Origin of the sequence: Bartonella sp. PS17NMGDW (genome assembly GCF_042193555.1) — a bacterium.
Lineage (GTDB): Bacteria > Pseudomonadota > Alphaproteobacteria > Rhizobiales > Rhizobiaceae > Bartonella > Bartonella grahamii.
The window spans coordinates 177,429-195,119 of sequence record NZ_JBHILY010000001.1 but is presented as its reverse complement, the minus strand read 5'-3'; the positions used below and the strand labels follow the sequence as shown (position 1 = coordinate 195,119).

The following is a 17,691-nucleotide window of genomic DNA, read 5'->3' as shown; positions in this document are numbered from 1 at the left end:
AACCATCTGTAAAAATAACAGACTGTGTATTTTAGGCATTCCCTACAGTTTCAAACAAAGTGTACTGCAGTGCCTTGTAAGCACTTTCTCCCGACAAAGCAACCATCTGAAATGCAACATAATGGCTTTCACAGACTTTAAGTGCATGTATCAACAATGTTTCAACCTGTATATGAGATGGATGCATCCCACCAGCCAAAAGAAGACCTTGCCGATAAATAACTGAATTATTCCTTTGCCAGTAATCAAAATGTCCCAACAACAACTTTTCATTAATTGCTAGCAATAAGCGCTGTATTTCAGCTGTTCGAGCATTTTTAATAAAAAGATCAAACGAACAAGCCAAATGAAGTGCTTCATGCTCTTCCATCCATGAAAAAGCAAGACGATAATTTGCGCGCTTTCCTTCCACACAAACGCTAATTTCATCTTGCGCATCCCGCTCAAACGACCAATCATATTCACAGGCAATCTGTTCGATAAAGTCAACAGGGTGCTCTTTTCTCTCTGTGGCCCAAAATGCAAGCCTCATCACAATCCTCAATCATCTTAAAAACATTGTCAACAGAATATAAACCGCCTAAACTGTAACAATATTTTGCTACAATCAGAACCTTTACAACAAACAAATACACATAAAAACATCGACAGCACACAAACACCCAGAACACAATCGCGCTGTTTAGGGCAACCTGATAGTCATAAAACGAATCATCAAGTCTTTTCAGTGTATTGATACAATTTCATAGCGCCAGCCCCCCTGATTCAAAAAAATGTATTTTACCCAAAAAAAAATCAAAAATAGACAAATGCTCCGCTCTAACAGACTCAAGATTAAGCATTTTTTAGTTTCACGCATCATATTGAAAAATTGGGGATATTTTTTTGAAGATTCTTTTTTTAAGAAACTATCTTACTTTTTTTTTGTGTCTGCGTTTTTTAAATCATCTTTTTTTAAATCATCAAGACGCCTTTTCAAATCAGCATTATCAGCATGGATTTTCAGCATCATCTCCTTAAAAGTCTCAAACTCTTCGCGAGAAACAAGACCAAGTTTGTTTGCTATCTTTTCAGCCTGCACACGAAAAGCTGTTCCAGCTTCACGTCGTATACCTTGCGCGACGTCAGCAGCATCTGTTGTTAATTTTGCTAATTCATCAAGAATACGATTTGATCCATTACGCATAACATTTTTCCTTAAATTTTAATTATTGACGCACGCATTATAGCGTATTCTCATAACATTTAGATACTGTAATTTGTTCCTTTTACCCTATATTTTACATACTGTGCAGATTTTTCATGACGATTTTTTTTAAGATTTTTTAATATTTCTTTTATCACCATATTTTTTTACCGCAATAAACCAGTGGAAATCTATTCCCCTTTCTGACTAGCCTCCCTACTGACTTGACCATTGTGCATTCATCTGTCATTTCTGATCATCAGAGTCACTTTATATTCATCTCGTATAATGTAAGATGCTTAATTCATGAACAATCTTTCTTGTCCAGCCATTGCTTTTCCGTCTTTTCTTGATCCTGTCATTATCCAGCTAGGTCCCATAGCACTTCATTGGTATGGACTTGGTTACGTGGTGGGGATTCTTTTTGCTTGGTGGTATGCGCAAAAATTATTAAAAAAAACATCTCTATGGTATAGAGACCACCCTCCTATGGATAAAGAAAAGATCGGAGATTTTGTTGTCTGGTCTGCCATAAGTGTTGTTGTCGGAGGGCGTTTAGGACAAGTTCTTGTATGGGATCCCATTTACTATTTTAACCATCCAAGTGCTATCATTGCCGTATGGGATGGGGGAATGTCCTTTCATGGCGGACTTATTGGTATTATCATTGCTATGGTCTGGTTTGCCCGCAAAAATCATATTAACATACGAGCCATGTTTGATATCATTGCTGCAGGTGCTCCTATTGGTATCGGCATTGTACGAATTTGCAACTTCATTAACCAAGAGTTATGGGGCAATATTACCACACGTCCTTGGGCTGTTTGTTTTCCTCTCGATCCTCACTATCTACCGCGCCATCCAAGCCAACTTTACGAAGCTTTCATGGAAGGATTTCTTCTCTTCATCATCTTATGCCTTATCATTTTTGCCTTCAAGGCATTAAAGCGCCCTGGAGCTGTTGCAGGAACATTTATTATAGGCTACGCAGTAGCACGCAGCATTTCTGAAGTTTACCGTGCGCCTCAAGAAGATCCAGAATGGTTTTCGACTCTTTTCCATTCTACTGGTTTTACCTATGGCATGGCTTTATCTCTTCCCATGCTTCTTTTAGGGTTTTATCTTCTTCTCCACGCCTTTAAATATAAATCGACAGAAAATGACCAATCTAAAAGAAAAAATTAAAGAAATTATTGCCCTTAATGGACCAATCACTGTTAGCCAATATATGACGTTGGCACTTACCGATCCTCAATTTGGTTATTATCAAACACAAACACCTTTTGGACGTGCTGGTGATTTCATTACAGCACCCGAAATAAGCCAATTATTTGGAGAGATGATTGGGATTTGGACTCTCGCAAGCTGGAACGCTCATGGTTGTCCTCACCCTTTTATCCTCGCTGAAATAGGTCCAGGACGTGGAACTCTCATGGATGATGTTTTGCGTACCATTCAAAAATTATCTACGACAGCATTTAATGCAGCTGAGGTTTTTCTCCTTGAAATAAGTGAAAAACTCGCAAAAGAACAAAAAAAGCGCCTTTGCCCTTATCAAAAACAAATCCATAGCATTGAAAATTTTAATCAAATCCCCTCAAAACCTCTCTTCCTCATAGCTAATGAACTTCTCGATACACTCCCTATCAACCAATATATTAAAGTCAATGGAGAATGGAAAGAGCGCTGCATTACAGTCAATCAAGATGGAGATCTCATCTTTATTGCTGCCCCGCATAAACTTCCCTCTTCTTATCTACAAACCTATTGTTCTAAAGTGCCTGACGGAACAATTTTTGAATATTCCCCCTTACGGCATCAATTCATGCAACAAATCAGCCACCATTTAGTACAAGTGACAGGTTCTGCTTTACTTATCGACTATGGTGCTGCTGATCTTGCATTTGGCGATACACTGCAAGCACTGTCAAAACATAGATTCCGTGATATTTTTGATGCCCCTGGTGAACATGATTTAACATCCCATGTTGATTTTTCTTTTTTAAAAAACATAGCCCTTGAACAAGGTTGTTTTGCTGAAATCTTCGAGCAAGGAGATTTTCTTTTAAAAATGGGGCTACTGGAGCGCGCAAAACAGCTTGGAGTAAGTAAAAGTGCTACACTACAAGACAAAATCCGCCAGGACATCGAACGGCTTGCTGGTCAAGATCAAATGGGAAAATTATTTAAAGTTTTACATGTTTGTGATAAAAACATCTCCATACCTCCCCAATTTTGATAACCGTCGCTTTTGTCAATAAGCACATCAGTATCTGAAATATTCATTGACTAAAATAAACATCTCCACCCTCGCTTCCAATAATCTCCATAAGGAACTTTTATGAAATCTATCCCTCATCCCATTCTTGCAAAAAATCTTTCTACTTTACAAACCCATGGGATAGAACATGGTTTTTTTACTCGTCAAGGTGGTGTTTCAAAAAGCCTTTACCAAAGCCTTAATGTTGGCCAAAGCTCAAATGATCACCCTGAACATATTATACAAAACCGCACTTTGGTCGCTCATTATTTTGATGTTGAGATACAAAATTTAGTCACTGTCAATCAAATACACTCTTGTGAAGTCGTTGTCGTTGATAAAGCTTTTATCGGCTCCCCTCCTAAAGCCGATGCTCTCGTTACCACCACACAAGAACTCGTAATCGGCATTCTTACAGCAGATTGCGGACCCATTCTGTTTGCTGATCCACAAGCAGGTGTCATCGCTGCAACTCATGCTGGCTGGCGCGGAAGCTTAAATGGAATTATCGAGAAAACAATTGCTGTTATGGAAAAACAAGGAGCCAAAAGACAATCAATAACAGCAGTCCTTGGACCTTGTATTGGTCCTTGCCACTATGAAGTAACAAGCGAATTTTACGACCAATTTATTGATTGCCACAGTAAATACCAAAAATATTTTATAAAAAAAGACAAAATAAATCACTTTTACTTTAATCTGTGGGCATTCATTATGCATCAACTCATAGAAGCAGGCGTTAATGCTTCTTGTGTAGAGCTTTGCACCTACAAAGATGAACAGCGTTTTTTCTCCTATCGCCGTGCAATACACCGTAGTGAACCTGATTACGGACGGCAAATTTCTACTATTATGCTAAAAAATAAAAGATGATCCCCTTTTATTTTTTAAAACAATACCAAAACTGCAAAACTAAAATTTTTACCCAAATGTAAAAATAAATCCTATTGTACTTTGCTTTTTTTACAAAATCATTTACCAGCCCATAAAATATGATAGCATTTGCTCTGAATCATTTTCAATGTTTAGTTATAATGATTGAAAGCAAGATTATACTTCTTTGTTATTTACTCCCCTTCATTCATCTTAAATATGAAACATTCCCCATATTGAAAGCATTTTTTTATAAAGTAATAACCAAAAAGCTTAATCAATACGTATTTCTTTGTCGCATGGAGAAAAAACTTTGCTCTAAAAGCAACAAACTTTTGGAAAAAGAGAAAACATACCGCATAGCTCTTTAACAATAATCGATAAAATTGTAAGGCTTTTGTAATCGTTCTCTTGCAATTTAATAAAAAGAAATTAAAAACCGTGTCGCATTCCCACCATGATGATTTAGAGGTTCTACTATGAAACTTTTCTGCGGAAATTCTAATCCACGCCTAGCTGAAGATGTTGCAAATTATTTGAACATCCCCTTAGGCAAAGCAACTGTAAAGCGCTTTGCTGATCAAGAAATTTTTGTAGAACTGCATGAAAATGTACGTGGACAGGACGTGTTTGTTTTGCAATCTACATCCTATCCTGCCAATGATCATTTGATGGAATTGCTCATCATGATTGATGCGCTTCGCCGTTCTTCGGCACGTCGCATCACAGCTGTTATCCCTTATTTTGGCTATGCACGCCAAGACCGTAAACCTGGTCCGCGTACTCCCATTTCCGCAAAACTTGTTGCCAACCTGATTACTGAAGCAGGGGCCCATCGTGTTTTAACATTAGACCTTCATGCAGGACAAATTCAAGGTTTTTTTGATATCCCTACGGATAATCTTTATGCTGTTCCTGTCATTTCTCGCGATGTCAAAGTGCATTATTCTCTTGAAAATGTTATTGTTGTTTCACCTGATGTGGGTGGTGTTGTACGCGCACGCTCGCTCGCCAAGCGTTTGAACAGTTTGCTTGCTATTGTGGATAAACGTCGTGAACGTCCCGGTGAATCAGAGGTTATGAATATCATTGGAGATGTATCGGGAAAAGATTGCCTTTTGCTTGATGATATTGTTGATTCAGGTGGAACTTTATGCAATGCAGCAAGTGCTCTGCTTAAACATGGTGCCAATAGTGTCACGGCTTATATCACGCACGGTGTTCTTTCTGGTAATGCAATCGAACGAATTAGCAATTCAGAGATGAAAGAATTGGTTATTACAGATTCAATTATGCCAACACAAGCTATTGAGAACGCCCATAATATTCGTGTTTTGCCCATTGCCGACCTTATTGGGGAAGCAATAGCAAGGACAGCAGCAGAACAATCGGTTTCCAGCTTATTTGGTTAAAGTGGTTCCTTGGGGTCTCCGGGTGCTGTTTCAACACCAAGATCAGGAAATGCAACAATACGTTGACCACTAAAATGCGTGTGAATAACAATAAGTCCACGCTCTTCAAAGTAGGTTAAAAGTCGGCGTGCACGGCTTAAAGAATGAGTTCCATAAAGACGTGCTAAAAATGCATCCGATGGACATGGCTTTCCCCCTAATGCAGCCTGTGCTACATTCAAGAACACTCCTTGGACATCTTCTTCTAAACTTTCTGATATCTGCAAAATATGTTTCCAATGTTCACTGACAGCCGTTTGTTCATCAACAAAAGCCTGAGCAATAGCCAATTTACGCCGAAACTGTGAAAGATTAAAAGGAACCTTTGACATACCATGGATACGACAACGAACTGAAAAATCTTGATAAAGCACCGCTGTTGAACGATAAAAAGCCTCATAATCTTCAAGAATTTCCCGAATAATATGTTCTGCTTGGCCGTCACGCTCAACATCAGAAAGTTCAGGAAATAAACTTGGGGGTTCTTCCAACAACTCTTGTTTTTTATGCACTACCTCCTCTAACATCTCGTGCATTGATTTTTCCCTCATCGGCTCTCGTATTTGTTTAAATGGCTTTAAAATTTCCTCTGGTGAAGCAGTAAAAACGAGCTCTTGCACATCATCCCGCTCTGTTGGAAGTGGCATTAATTTAGGGCTAGAAGAGCGTGCCAAAGTTTCAACAGAACCGATAATGATTGGTAAGGGACGTCGTGATAAAGCGGGACCTAAAGCTATAAAATTCCCCCGCTCAAGATCTCTAAACATTTCCGCTTGGCGGCGCTCCATTCCCAAAAGATCAGCAGCGCGCACCATATCAATATCTAAAAAAGTCCGCCCTATTAAAAAGTTTGAAGCTTCAGCAGCAACATTTTTGGCCAACTTAGCCAAACGTTGTGTCGCAATAACACCAGCAAGACCACGTTTACGACCTCGACACATAAGATTGGTCATAGCACTAAGAGAAATCTTACGTGCTTCATCAGAAACTTCTCCTGCCGCAGTTGGAGCAAACAATTGTGCTTCATCGACAACGACAAGCATAGGATACCAATAATCACGTTCCACATCAAACAGTGCCCCAAGGAAAGCCCCTACAGCACGCATCTGTTGTTCAGTATCCAAACCTTCAAGATTAAATACCACTGAAACCCGATGTTGGCGAATGCGATGAGCAATACGAGTCAATTCTAATTCACTACGTTGAGCCTCTACAATAACATGACCGAATTTATCTGCCAAAGTTACAAAATCGCCTTCTGGATCAATTACACAATGCTGCACCCACTTAGCACTTTGCTCCAAAAGACGGCGTAAAAGATGTGATTTCCCTGAACCGGAATTACCTTGTACAAGAAGACGTGTCGCCAATAATTCTTCCAGATCAAGAAGTGCTGGCATCGATTTATGCAAAGCACGACTCTCTGACATCTCACCCAAGGCAATCTCAACCTTCATAACATCTCCAGTGTTTGATTTTGAACATATCAGTGCCAGCGCATATTGGTTGATTCTCCATCCACACCGTAATTTGTAACATTTCCTCCTTTTTAACGGTAGAAATCATCGATTTTTCCCACAACTCTTGCATCTATGAATAGTTTGAATTATAGAACAAGCTTCTGCGTAGACACCCTTGGAGGCAACGCAGAATGGAGCGATCGCTGTTGGTTAGCGCATATCTTCATATCCATGCAAAAACTATTATTGTTTTTGAAGGATCTCCAATCATGTAAAAAGGACTTAAATTATGAGCAAAAGCTACACTCTTAAGGCCGAAAAACGCGAGCGGGTTGGTAAGGGGTCCTCCCGTGAACTTCGCCGCAACGGTCTTATTCCTGCTGTCATTTATGGTGAAAAACAACCCCCTTTGGCAATAACAGTTCCCTATAAAGAAATTTTCTACAAAATTCATGCCGGTGGTTTTCGTACCACCATTGCAACGATTATTCTTGACAAGCAAAAAATTATGGTTTTGCCAAAAGATTATCAATTAGATCCCGTGCGTGACTTTCCCCTCCATGTAGATTTCTTACGCATTTCAGCAAAATCCGTTGTAGAAGTGAATATTCCTGTCCACTTCCTCAATGAAGATACAGCACCTGGACTTAAAAAGGGTGGTGTCCTCAATATTGTCCGGCACGAAATTGAATGTACTGCTCCAGCAAGTGCTATTCCTGAAGCTATTGAAATTGATCTCGCCAGCTACTCTATTGGTGATTCTATTCACATTTCAGCAGTGCAACTGCCAAAAGATGTGACTCCCATCATCCAAGATCGAGATTTTACCATTGCAACCATTTCAGCTCCTGCTGGCATGGATGTCAGTGATGAAACTTCTGAACAAGAAGACGATGAAGAAGACACGCAAACTTCATAAAATTCAAAAGGCGGGAATTCTTTCCGCCTTAATTTATGAGACATTATCTTACTCATACTTTGACTGAAGATGCACATGTGGCTTATTGCTGGTCTTGGCAATCCTGGTTTACAATATCAAAATAACCGCCATAATATCGGTTTTATGGCTGTTGATGCCATTTATCAGTCCTTCTCTTTTTCTCCATGGTCGAAGAAGTTTCAAGCAGAAATCTCCAATGGTTTCATAAATAATGAGAAAATTTTTCTTATAAAACCGCAAACTTTTATGAATCTTTCTGGTCAAGCTATCGGTGAAGCTTTGCGATTTTATAAATTAGATTTGAAGAATTTGATCATCATTTATGATGAGTTAGACCTGTCACCGGGAAAAGTTCGTATAAAAATTGGTGGAGGAAATAATGGGCATAATGGTATTAAGTCTATTGATGCCCATTGTGGTACTGACTATTGTCGTATACGCATAGGAATTGGTCATCCTGGAAAAAAAGAACTTGTTCATCAGCATGTTCTGGGAAATTTTACCAAATCTGATCAAGAATGGTTATCCCCTCTCTTAGAGGCAATTGCAAAAAATATCGCTCTCCTTATAAAAGATGATAAATCCCTCTTTATGAATGAAATTTCACAAACGATAAAAAACAATCAAAGCCATTGACTTGCGTATCACAGTCGCGTGAAGCATATGGATAAGAACTCTTGAAAAAAGAAAAAAATGCCTCTTATAAACTTTCTCAAAGGCAAAATCTGTTGGCAACGTGAGAAGCTAGAAAACAGAATAAGAATACAAGCTTATGTACACTTTTGAAAAAGAAAGGCTTATCTTCTCTTTTGAGAGAAAGAGAAGATTGAACAGCAAACCAAAAGATTCAAATGGCTCTCTCCAATCTTCTCCCCTAAATTAAAAAAAATCATTTGGCTGAATGGTCGACTGTAGCGGATCATAGCCATTTGATTGTTGACTATAAACTGTAGGAATACTCCTATTGTTTTGTAAGACCACAACACGCGAACCAACGGGAACACGATCATAAAGATCAATAATATCTTGATTAAGCAAACGAATACACCCACTTGAAATAGCACGCCCAATTGACCACGATTCGTGTGAGCCATGAATACGGAAAAGTGTATCTTTCCCATTTTTGAACAAATAAAGTGCCCGCGCACCTAATGGATTATCGGGTCCTGGTGGCATTCCTTTCCCAAGATGACCATAACGTTCTGGTTCTCGAGCCATCATAGCTGCAGTAGGAGCCCAATTTGGCCACCGACGCTTGCGCTGTACAACCCCTTCACCATCAAATGCTAAACCTTCCTTACCGACCCCAATCCCATAACGCAAAGCCTTTCCATTTTCACCAATAAGGTAAAGAAAACACTCTTGCGTATCGATAACCAATGTTCCAGGTGGATAAGATGTATAATAAATCACTTCTTGTCGCCAAAACTTTGGATCAATTGTCGCAAGATCAACAGCAGGTAACAAATAGGTCTCATTCGTTACAGGACCGTACAAAGCCTGTATTTCTGGTGGAATGTATCGAACTTGTTGAAAAGGAACCGATGACATATCTGACTGATGTGTAGCACATCCAGCCAAAGCTAAAAGTGCTGCAATTAAAAAGGCACAACGAGATAACACTCTTCTATTTTCTCCGATTAATTATTTATGCAGATTTGCATATCATGAAAAACTTAGCACATTATTAACATTAATTCGAAGTTTTCTTATCCTTGAGACTAAGGAGAGCATTAAGATAAGAAGAACTAAGGTAAAAAAGCAGATTATCTGTTACTTTAGACTTTTTTCTCACTTATCGCAACACAAAGACTATAACTCTTCTGAAAATATGCTATAAAAAAGAAGCTATCTTGACTATAAAATCAAAAGAAAAGAAAGACTCTCATGGGCTTTAAATGCGGTATTGTCGGATTACCTAATGTTGGGAAATCAACTCTTTTTAATGCATTAACAAAAACAGCCACTGCACAGGCTGCCAATTATCCTTTTTGTACCATTGAACCCAATACCGGTGAAGTTGCTGTTCCAGATTTACGAATGGAAAAAATTGCATCAATCGCTGGTTCAAAAGAAATAATTCCTACACGCATTAACTTCGTCGATATTGCGGGGCTTGTACGAGGAGCTTCAAAAGGCGAAGGTTTAGGAAACAAATTTTTAGCCAATATTCGCGAAGTCGATGCCATTGTCCACGTTTTACGATGTTTTCAAAATGAAGATATTACCCATGTAGAAGGGCGTATTGATCCTGTTAGTGATGCCACAACCGTTGAAACCGAACTCATGCTTGCGGATCTTGAAAGTCTTGAGAGACGAATCATACAAATTCGTAAACGAGCAACCGGAAAAGATAAAGAAGCTCTCACAATTTTACCCCTTATGGAAAAAGCATTAAACATACTGCAACAGGGAAACCCTGTCCGGTTATTACTCAAAGATATCTCTTCCGATGAACACCCCATTCTTAAGAGTTTGAATCTTTTAACCTCCAAGCCTGTACTTTATGTTTGTAACGTAAGCGAAAATGACGCCGCTCATGGAAATAGCTTTACCCAAACAGTTGAAAAAATGGCAACAGAGCAAAATGCGCAAAGCATTATCATTTCTGCTTCTATCGAAGCGGAAATCACACAACTGAGTGATGCTGAAGCATCAGAATATCTCAATGCTCTAGGACTCTTCGAACCAAGTTTAAATCGCCTTATTCGTGCTGGCTACTCTTTGCTTGATCTCATTACTTACTTCACCTGTGGGCCTAAGGAAACACGAGCATGGACAATTACGCGTGGTACAAAAGCTCCCCAAGCAGCTGGCGTTATTCACTCAGATTTTGAGCGCGGTTTCATTCGTGCCCAAACCATCAGTTACAATGACTATATTGCTCTGGGTGGAGAAAGTGGTGCAAAAGAAGCAGGAAAAGCCCGCGATGAAGGAAAAGAATACATTGTACAAGATGGCGATGTCATGTTATTTAAACATAATACTTAAATCTTCACTCTGTCTTAATAGTTTATCTTGAAAACCTTGTAATAGGTCCTTGGAATCTTGTAGCAAAAGCTGCCAAGAATTTTTTGAACAAAAAAAATGTTGCTAGCATATTATTATGATAGCAACAGTTTTATCCATTAAAGAATGGACATATAAAATTAGCGCGCCCAACGCCCTTCGTATTTAAATGTTGGAGCGTCCTTTAAAGAATCCTTTGTCGCATTTGTAATGAGTTTCCATTTACCATAATCATTTGTCATCTGGATTGTTTCTGGAGAAACGACTACATAACTCTCGCCTATGCCAAGAAAACCACCAACAGCAACAACAAACCCTGCAATATTATTTTCACGCAAAATAATATCTTTTACTTCACCAATATTTTCATCTTCTATATTATAGACATTGGCGCCTATAAGGCTGGAAGCAACAAAATCCGTTGCTAAAGGTGTCACATAACGCACAGACTTATCTACCCCCACCTGTACAATACCCGTAGAAGAGATCATTTCAGGTTTTGAAGGCACTTCAAAAGACTGGGCGTAAGTACTAGAAACCATCAAAATTGACATAAGAGTAGTACATGCAATTTTTTTCATTTTAACATCTCCGTTTTTACTTTGCTTTTACTTTATAAAATCTCAATGCATCATAAACAGATTTGTTCCTTATGCTCTTTATACTCTATACTCTTTCAAGCCTTGTCGCTTTATCATTTTTTCTTTATTTCGTCTTTTGTTTCTTTCTCTAACTCTTCTTCTAAACCACACCAAATACGATTTTTTAAAATATAAACAAGCCCTGCAAAAATGATTAAAAATAAAATAACACGAAAACCGGTTTTTTTACGAATTTCCATATGAGGATCGGCAGCCCACATCAAAAAAGCAGAAACATCGCGCGCGTAATGTTCAATGATTTCTGGAGTTCCATCTTCATAAGAAACCATACCATCACTCAAAGGAGGAGCCATAGTTAAAGAATTCCCGCCAATAAAATAAGGATTATACCAATAACCCTCAGCAATTTTCATATTTTCTGGTGCCTTCTGATATCCTGTTAAAAGAGCTGTAATATAATCTGGACCCGCTGTATCATAATGAGATAATACATCAGTAATTAAAGCAGGAAAAGGCAAAGATACACTACGTGCACGTACCATCAATGACAAATCTGGAGGATAAGCACTATTCAAAATAAATCTTGCTTCTTCTTCATGCGCAAAGGGAGAAGGGAAATAATCCGTTGCAACCCCAGCACGTTTAAAAAATTTTCCTTCTCGATTAGGACCATCGCGCACTTCATATTGCCCCGCCAAAGCTTTAATCTGTTCTTGATCATACCCAAGAGCTTTTAAATTGCGAAAAGCCACATATTTTAGCCCATGGCAGCTGGAACAAACTTGTTTATAAACCTTTAACCCACGCCTCAATTGCGCCTTATCATAAAACCCAAATGGACCTGAAAAACTCCATTCTTGTTTTTTAGGAATCCTTAAAGGAAAAGAAATAAATTCCTCCTCCTGATCAGAGGCATCTCTCGCTAAACTCTGAGCAGAAAAGCTCATAGCAACGATAACAATCAGTCCGACAAAAACATTTACCATAGTCTCTTTTTTTTCTGTTTTAAATCTTGCATAATTGAAGAAGGAAGAGAACAATTTTTTTCAAAGGCTGGCAAAGTAGGCAAAATAACCAAAAAGAATATAAAATAATAAACCGTAGCCAATTGCGTCCATAAAAGGATTTTGTCATTTATTTCTCTTGACCCCAACCAACCAAGGAAAACGACATCAATAACCAACGCCCAAAAGAAAATTTTATAAACAGGTCGATATCTTGCTGAACATATTTTAGAGCGGTCTAACCATGGCACAAAAATTAAAATGCAAATCGAACTGACGAATAAAACAAAGCCCACAAAAGTGGAAGGGAAAATACCAATATCAAAAGTTATAGCACGAAGTATCGCATAAAAAGGCAAAAAATACCATTCTGGAACCACACGAAGAGGTGCTTTTAAAGGATCTGCCACATTATAATTTTCAGCCTGCCCCATATAATCGGGCATATAAAACAAAAACCAGGCAAAGAAGATCAGAAAAACAGTAATAGCAAAAATATCTTTGATAAGCGCATAAGGTGAAAATGGAACCGTTTCCTTATCTGATTGTATAGCAAGACCCGTTGGATTGCCTTGCCCAACACAATGGATTGCCCAAATATGCAGCCCCACAAAAAGAAGCAAAACAAATGATAAAACATAATGGAAAACATAAAAACGATTCAACGTTGGTTGTCCTACGCCATAACCACCCAGAAGTGTCTCATGCAACCATGTCCCCACCAAAGGTATCGTTTTTAAAAGCCCTGCAATCACTGAAGCCGCTGAAATAGACATCATCCCCCAAACAAGCACATAACCAAAAAATGCTATTGCCATCATGATGATATAAATAAAAATACCTGTAACCCACACCATTTCTCGCATATTTTTATAAGAACCATAATAAAGTCCACGTGCCAAATGGATATAAACAGCAATAAAAAAAAACGAAGATCCTACAGAATGCCATGGACGAAAAAGCCAACCAAACTGCCCTTCACGCCGAAATCGTTCACTAGTTTCAAAAGCCAAATGAATATCTGGAACATAATGCATAGCCAAGACAATACCAGTCAAGAGCTGTGATAAAAGCATAATGGTCAAAATACCGCCAAATGTGTAAAAGTAATTAAGATTACGCGGAACAGGAAAAATTATAAATGTATTATAAAAAAAACGAGGAAGAGGAAAACGCTTATCAAACCAACGAGCAAGAGCATTTTTAGGACAATAAGGAGGAAAGCTTGTCATAACCTTATCCTATTTTGAGCAAAGTATCAGAAAGAAATTGGTAAGGTGGAATAGCCAAATTATAGTTAGCTGGACCTGACCGCACTCTTCCAGCAGTATCATAAACAGACCCATGACAAGGACACAACCATCCTCCAAATTTACCCGATTGCCCAAGTGTTACACAGCCTAGATGCGTACAAAGATTAATAACAATAAGCCAATTTTCACGTCCTTTACCTGCTGAACGCGCAAAATCTGTTGCTTCTTTTTCACCTTCAAGATTAGGATTTCGCGCTTGACGGTCTTTTAGAAGACTTAATTTAGTAGCGCGCGCATCAGCAATTTCTTTTGTCGTACGATTTCGAATAACAACAGGCTGTCCTCGCCACTTTACCGTCACCGACATCCCCTCTTCAATACCAGAAAGATCAACCTCAACAGAGGAAGATGCCAAAATAGCTTCATCTGGACGCAACTGACGGATAAAAGGCCACGCAACCGCTCCCATTCCAACTGCTCCTGCAACAGCTGTTACCAAAAACAGAAAATCCCGCCTCGTTTGCTCAACCATGGCCTTAACTTAAAGAGACTATTTGCTAAAACATTCTTCTACCATACCCTCTCCCATTGTACAATGCTTGATCACTGAGTTGCCTCAACCATAACAACATGCCTGTAAAAAACTTCTGCCATTTGTATGGTCTATACAAAAAACTGCTTTATAATGATAATTCATCGTTTTACAGAGTGAATGAAATACTGAAACACCGTAAACTTCTTTCATTTCAAACCTATTCATATTAATCAATCAAAATTACTCCCCCGCCTGTGAAAAATGGAGATAGCGTGTAAATAAACACTCCTAAAGAAAGAAACATAGTCTTGTTATGACCAGGTCTCAGTAAATAAGTTGAGCTTATCGATTATTTCTTTAACACATTTACAGCACCTCTCCCTCCCTCAATTCCAACTGGTTGAATGAGTATTTTTTCCGCTTCTGCTTTTGCATAAAAAGCATATTTTGTTGATTTTCATTAAAATGGATGATCTAACCTTATTAAATATCCCACTTTTCAACATAATGAGCCAATCCATTTCATGTATCGCTCAATATAAAGGAAGTCCCTAATAGGGAGATTCTCTCTTATCCCAAACAAACCTGTGTACATAACTTTTTCCCTGAAATTTAAAGTGAATAAAAATTAAACGTAAAAAAACATGTATTTCTCAAAGCATATTTTTCGAATAAATTGTGGCGCTTCTTTACAAAGTCGAAAGAAAAATCATATTACAGAGAACATGACACTTCATATAGCTCTTTTCCAACCTGATATCGCTGGTAATACTGGAACGATTTTACGTCTCAGCGCTTGTTTTGGTTTACATGTGCACATTATTGAACCCGCAGGCTTTAATCTGTCGGATCGTAATCTCAAACGCGCAGGATTGGATTATCTCGAATATGCTTCCTTAGAACGACACATCGATTGGCAACATTTTATAAGCTCCATGAAACACTTTAACCGCCGTCTGTTGCTTTTAAGTACAAAAGCAAAAACATGCTATACGCAGATATGCTATCAAAAAAATGATGTTTTACTTTTTGGTCGTGAAACAGCTGGGGTTCCCGATTATGTTCATGAAGCTGCCGATTACACATTGAAAATTCCCATGCAACCACAGGCACGCTCTCTAAATCTCGCCATGTGCGTAGCCATAACAACGGGAGAAGCATTACGACAAATTGGTTATCATGAAAGAAACTGTAATCTATAAAAACACAACAATTCCATTAAAATCTTTAGTAGAATATAATGAGTAATTAAAAGCGCATAAAGTTCAATAATACTTTTGGAATAACTTACAGAATGCCTATAAAAACCCATAAATTATCACGAAAACAATATACAACATATAAAGAACAGTTAGAGCGTATAACGCTTATCATTTTCCAACAATCAAGTGCTGATAAAATAAATATTTCTTAATGCTCATCACATCCATTTCATATCACCACCTATGAATGATTAAATACTCCTCATAGTAAAAATCCATTGGACATCCCCCTCTTTATGCTCATACAAAGTGCAAACCGCTATCATTATTCTTTTTATCCGTTTTCACTTTCAAAATCCTTATCTTTGAAATGGTTCATACGAGACTTTTTTTCTCTCTGTAATCATTTTTCCTCACACGGATTTCCCCACTTGTAATGTGTAAGGCTATAATTTTGATTGATGTAATAAGAACAGGTTTGAAATAACCTTACAATATTCAGAGCTCTTGTTTCACATGACGAATAATGAATTATTATTATAAATCAATTTTTTCTAATAATACATGACGATCCATTAAAAATCCGCTTTCAACCCATATCATTTCTAACTCTTTAAGCTTTTTTCCTAAAAGCACACCTTTAGCAAAACCTTTCTTTATTAAATCGTTACCATTAATGGGAAAAGTTGGAATCTGCCATTTTTTGGCAAGTTGATGAAGCTTGACATAATCCTCTGCTTTTTGCAAAGCATCACTTTTTTCCAGATTATCGAGATGTGATGCAGCGACAGACAACGATAATTGATCTAAAACTGGCTGTCGTCCATGAAAATAAATCAGTTTTTGCACAAAATGATCAGAACTGTTTTGGTTTATTATTTCTAACTCTGCCCATTCTTTTAATCGCGTTCTTTCTTTATGGGAAAAATGCAAGCGCTGTGCCATTTCATGAAGACGTATGGGGTCAGGAGGAAGAAGGCTTTCTAGCCGTAACAATGGATCAACTTTCCAACCAAGAGCGTGTTCTGTCTTCACCAATGCGTGAATTGCATCAATACCCCATCGTTCTGTTTCAGGAAAAATGAGTGCCAAAATTCTGCTTTGTCGCATCCATAACAGAGCACGCGTTGGATCAAACGCCGTAAGAAGCTTTTTCATTTCTGCCCAAATACGTTCAGAAGAAAGTTTTTTTAAACCGTCTTTTAAACGAACACATGCCTTCAATCCTTGTACATCAGGTCGCCCTGCTCCATACCATGCAAAAAAGCGAAAAAAACGTAAAATACGCAAATAATCTTCGCAAATACGATCTTCTGCAATCCCAATAAAACGAACTGTTCGGCTAGCAATATCACTCAAACCTCCCACATCATCATAAAGATTGCCAGCAGCATCACAATAAAGCGCATTTATCGTAAAATCCCGCCGTTCAGCATCTTTTTTCCAATCACGACCAAATGCCACTTTTGCATGACGACCATCTGTTTCAATATCGCAGCGAAGCGTTGTAACCTCATAGGAACATGAATGAGCAACTACTGTTATTGTACCAAAAGTAATCCCTGTAGGAATAGCTTTAAATCCTGCTTCTTCTACACGTGCAATAACCTGTTGCGGCAAACAGGTTGTTGCAATATCAATATCACTAATAGGCTGCCCTAGCAGTTGATTGCGCACTGCTCCCCCTACAATACGCGCCTCTTCTCCCTCCAAAGACAAAACACGAAGAAGTGTTTGGATATCCCTTTGTTGTAACCACGCAACCTGTTTGAAGTCCTGTCTTATGTTCACCCTTTAACCTTTCAAAAAAGTTGTCTTCATTGCTTTAAAGAACTCTCTTCATACAACAAAATTTTTAAGACATCCCTTATAAAACACGTCTATTCCTTCCAAAAAACTTTTCTCTTCTTGTATAC

The 17,691-nt window shown here is 38.3% G+C and carries 17 protein-coding genes; 8 read left to right on the top strand and 9 right to left on the bottom strand.

All coding sequences use genetic code 11. The features are described 5' to 3' along the window. Window positions 1-31: 31 nt before the first annotated feature. Together ACFIJK_RS00765 and ACFIJK_RS00760 are read right to left on the bottom strand one after the other, a co-directional pair. Window positions 32-532, bottom strand: a complete 501-nt coding sequence (locus ACFIJK_RS00765; protein ID WP_375625792.1) for a YbjN domain-containing protein — start codon at window positions 530-532, stop codon at window positions 32-34. A gap of 381 nt (window positions 533-913) precedes the next feature. Continuing rightward, entirely contained in the window at window positions 914-1,186 is a 273-nt protein-coding gene (locus ACFIJK_RS00760; RefSeq protein ID WP_375625790.1) for an accessory factor UbiK family protein, read from the bottom strand. A 306-nt stretch (window positions 1,187-1,492) separates the two neighbouring features. Between ACFIJK_RS00760 and lgt the strand changes: the two genes are divergently transcribed. The 4 genes from lgt to ACFIJK_RS00740 all read left to right on the top strand — a co-directional run bounded on the left by lgt (window position 1,493) and on the right by ACFIJK_RS00740 (window position 5,731). Then, window positions 1,493-2,371: a prolipoprotein diacylglyceryl transferase gene (lgt, locus tag ACFIJK_RS00755; protein WP_375625788.1), complete on the top strand. Its 879-nt coding sequence runs from the start codon at window positions 1,493-1,495 to the stop codon at window positions 2,369-2,371. After that, window positions 2,346-3,425 (top strand): class I SAM-dependent methyltransferase, encoded by a 1,080-nt coding sequence (locus ACFIJK_RS00750; RefSeq protein ID WP_375625786.1) that lies wholly within the window; start codon window positions 2,346-2,348, stop codon window positions 3,423-3,425. The genes lgt and ACFIJK_RS00750 overlap by 26 nt, the downstream gene beginning before the upstream one ends. A 102-nt stretch (window positions 3,426-3,527) precedes the next feature. Beyond that, the gene (gene pgeF, locus ACFIJK_RS00745; protein ID WP_375625784.1) at window positions 3,528-4,319 is read left to right on the top strand and encodes a peptidoglycan editing factor PgeF; all 792 of its coding nucleotides are present in this window, start codon (window positions 3,528-3,530) and stop codon (window positions 4,317-4,319) included. A 479-nt stretch (window positions 4,320-4,798) separates the two neighbouring features. After that, window positions 4,799-5,731: a ribose-phosphate pyrophosphokinase gene (locus ACFIJK_RS00740; protein WP_375625782.1), complete on the top strand. Its 933-nt coding sequence runs from the start codon at window positions 4,799-4,801 to the stop codon at window positions 5,729-5,731. Here ACFIJK_RS00740 and ACFIJK_RS00735 read toward each other — a convergent pair. Continuing rightward, window positions 5,728-7,227, bottom strand: a complete 1,500-nt coding sequence (locus ACFIJK_RS00735; protein ID WP_375625780.1) for a helicase HerA domain-containing protein — start codon at window positions 7,225-7,227, stop codon at window positions 5,728-5,730. The genes ACFIJK_RS00740 and ACFIJK_RS00735 overlap by 4 nt on opposite strands. A gap of 292 nt (window positions 7,228-7,519) precedes the next feature. Here ACFIJK_RS00735 and ACFIJK_RS00730 point away from each other — a divergent pair, with 292 nt between their 5' ends. Together ACFIJK_RS00730 and pth are read left to right on the top strand one after the other, a co-directional pair. Continuing rightward, the gene (locus ACFIJK_RS00730) at window positions 7,520-8,149 is read left to right on the top strand and encodes a 50S ribosomal protein L25/general stress protein Ctc (protein WP_375625077.1); all 630 of its coding nucleotides are present in this window, start codon (window positions 7,520-7,522) and stop codon (window positions 8,147-8,149) included. A 75-nt stretch (window positions 8,150-8,224) separates the two neighbouring features. Beyond that, window positions 8,225-8,806: an aminoacyl-tRNA hydrolase gene (gene pth / locus ACFIJK_RS00725; protein WP_375625972.1), complete on the top strand. Its 582-nt coding sequence runs from the start codon at window positions 8,225-8,227 to the stop codon at window positions 8,804-8,806. Between the two features lie 243 nt (window positions 8,807-9,049). Here the strand turns inward: pth and ACFIJK_RS00720 are convergent, their stop codons facing one another. Beyond that, the gene (locus tag ACFIJK_RS00720) at window positions 9,050-9,793 is read right to left on the bottom strand and encodes a L,D-transpeptidase (protein WP_375625078.1); all 744 of its coding nucleotides are present in this window, start codon (window positions 9,791-9,793) and stop codon (window positions 9,050-9,052) included. A 264-nt stretch (window positions 9,794-10,057) separates the two neighbouring features. Between ACFIJK_RS00720 and ychF the strand changes: the two genes are divergently transcribed. Further along, a complete protein-coding gene (ychF, locus tag ACFIJK_RS00715; RefSeq protein WP_375625777.1) occupies window positions 10,058-11,161 on the top strand; it encodes a redox-regulated ATPase YchF in 1,104 nt (367 codons plus the stop codon). A gap of 158 nt (window positions 11,162-11,319) precedes the next feature. Here the strand turns inward: ychF and ACFIJK_RS00710 are convergent, their stop codons facing one another. From ACFIJK_RS00710 to petA, 4 genes are all read right to left on the bottom strand, one after another. Continuing rightward, window positions 11,320-11,760: a PRC-barrel domain-containing protein gene (locus ACFIJK_RS00710; RefSeq protein WP_375625080.1), complete on the bottom strand. Its 441-nt coding sequence runs from the start codon at window positions 11,758-11,760 to the stop codon at window positions 11,320-11,322. Window positions 11,761-11,873: 113 nt separating this feature from the next. Further along, on the bottom strand, window positions 11,874-12,767 hold the full coding sequence (locus ACFIJK_RS00705) for a cytochrome c1 (protein WP_375625775.1): 894 nt from the start codon (window positions 12,765-12,767) through the stop codon (window positions 11,874-11,876). Beyond that, on the bottom strand, window positions 12,761-14,017 hold the full coding sequence (locus tag ACFIJK_RS00700; RefSeq protein WP_375625773.1) for a cytochrome bc complex cytochrome b subunit: 1,257 nt from the start codon (window positions 14,015-14,017) through the stop codon (window positions 12,761-12,763). The genes ACFIJK_RS00705 and ACFIJK_RS00700 overlap by 7 nt, the downstream gene beginning before the upstream one ends. A gap of 4 nt (window positions 14,018-14,021) precedes the next feature. Next, the gene (gene petA / locus ACFIJK_RS00695; RefSeq protein ID WP_375625083.1) at window positions 14,022-14,570 is read right to left on the bottom strand and encodes a ubiquinol-cytochrome c reductase iron-sulfur subunit; all 549 of its coding nucleotides are present in this window, start codon (window positions 14,568-14,570) and stop codon (window positions 14,022-14,024) included. 728 nt (window positions 14,571-15,298) lie between these two features. On the opposite strand from petA, the gene ACFIJK_RS00690 reads away from it, so the two are divergent. Beyond that, entirely contained in the window at window positions 15,299-15,775 is a 477-nt protein-coding gene (locus ACFIJK_RS00690) for a tRNA (cytidine(34)-2'-O)-methyltransferase (RefSeq protein WP_012754878.1), read from the top strand. A 537-nt stretch (window positions 15,776-16,312) separates the two neighbouring features. On the opposite strand, the gene ACFIJK_RS00685 is transcribed toward ACFIJK_RS00690, so the two are convergent. Then, window positions 16,313-17,566 carry a CCA tRNA nucleotidyltransferase gene (locus tag ACFIJK_RS00685; RefSeq protein ID WP_375625770.1) on the bottom strand — a complete coding sequence of 418 codons (1,254 nt, stop codon included), beginning with the start codon at window positions 17,564-17,566 and terminating at the stop codon, window positions 16,313-16,315. Between the last annotated feature and the right edge of the window lie 125 nt (window positions 17,567-17,691).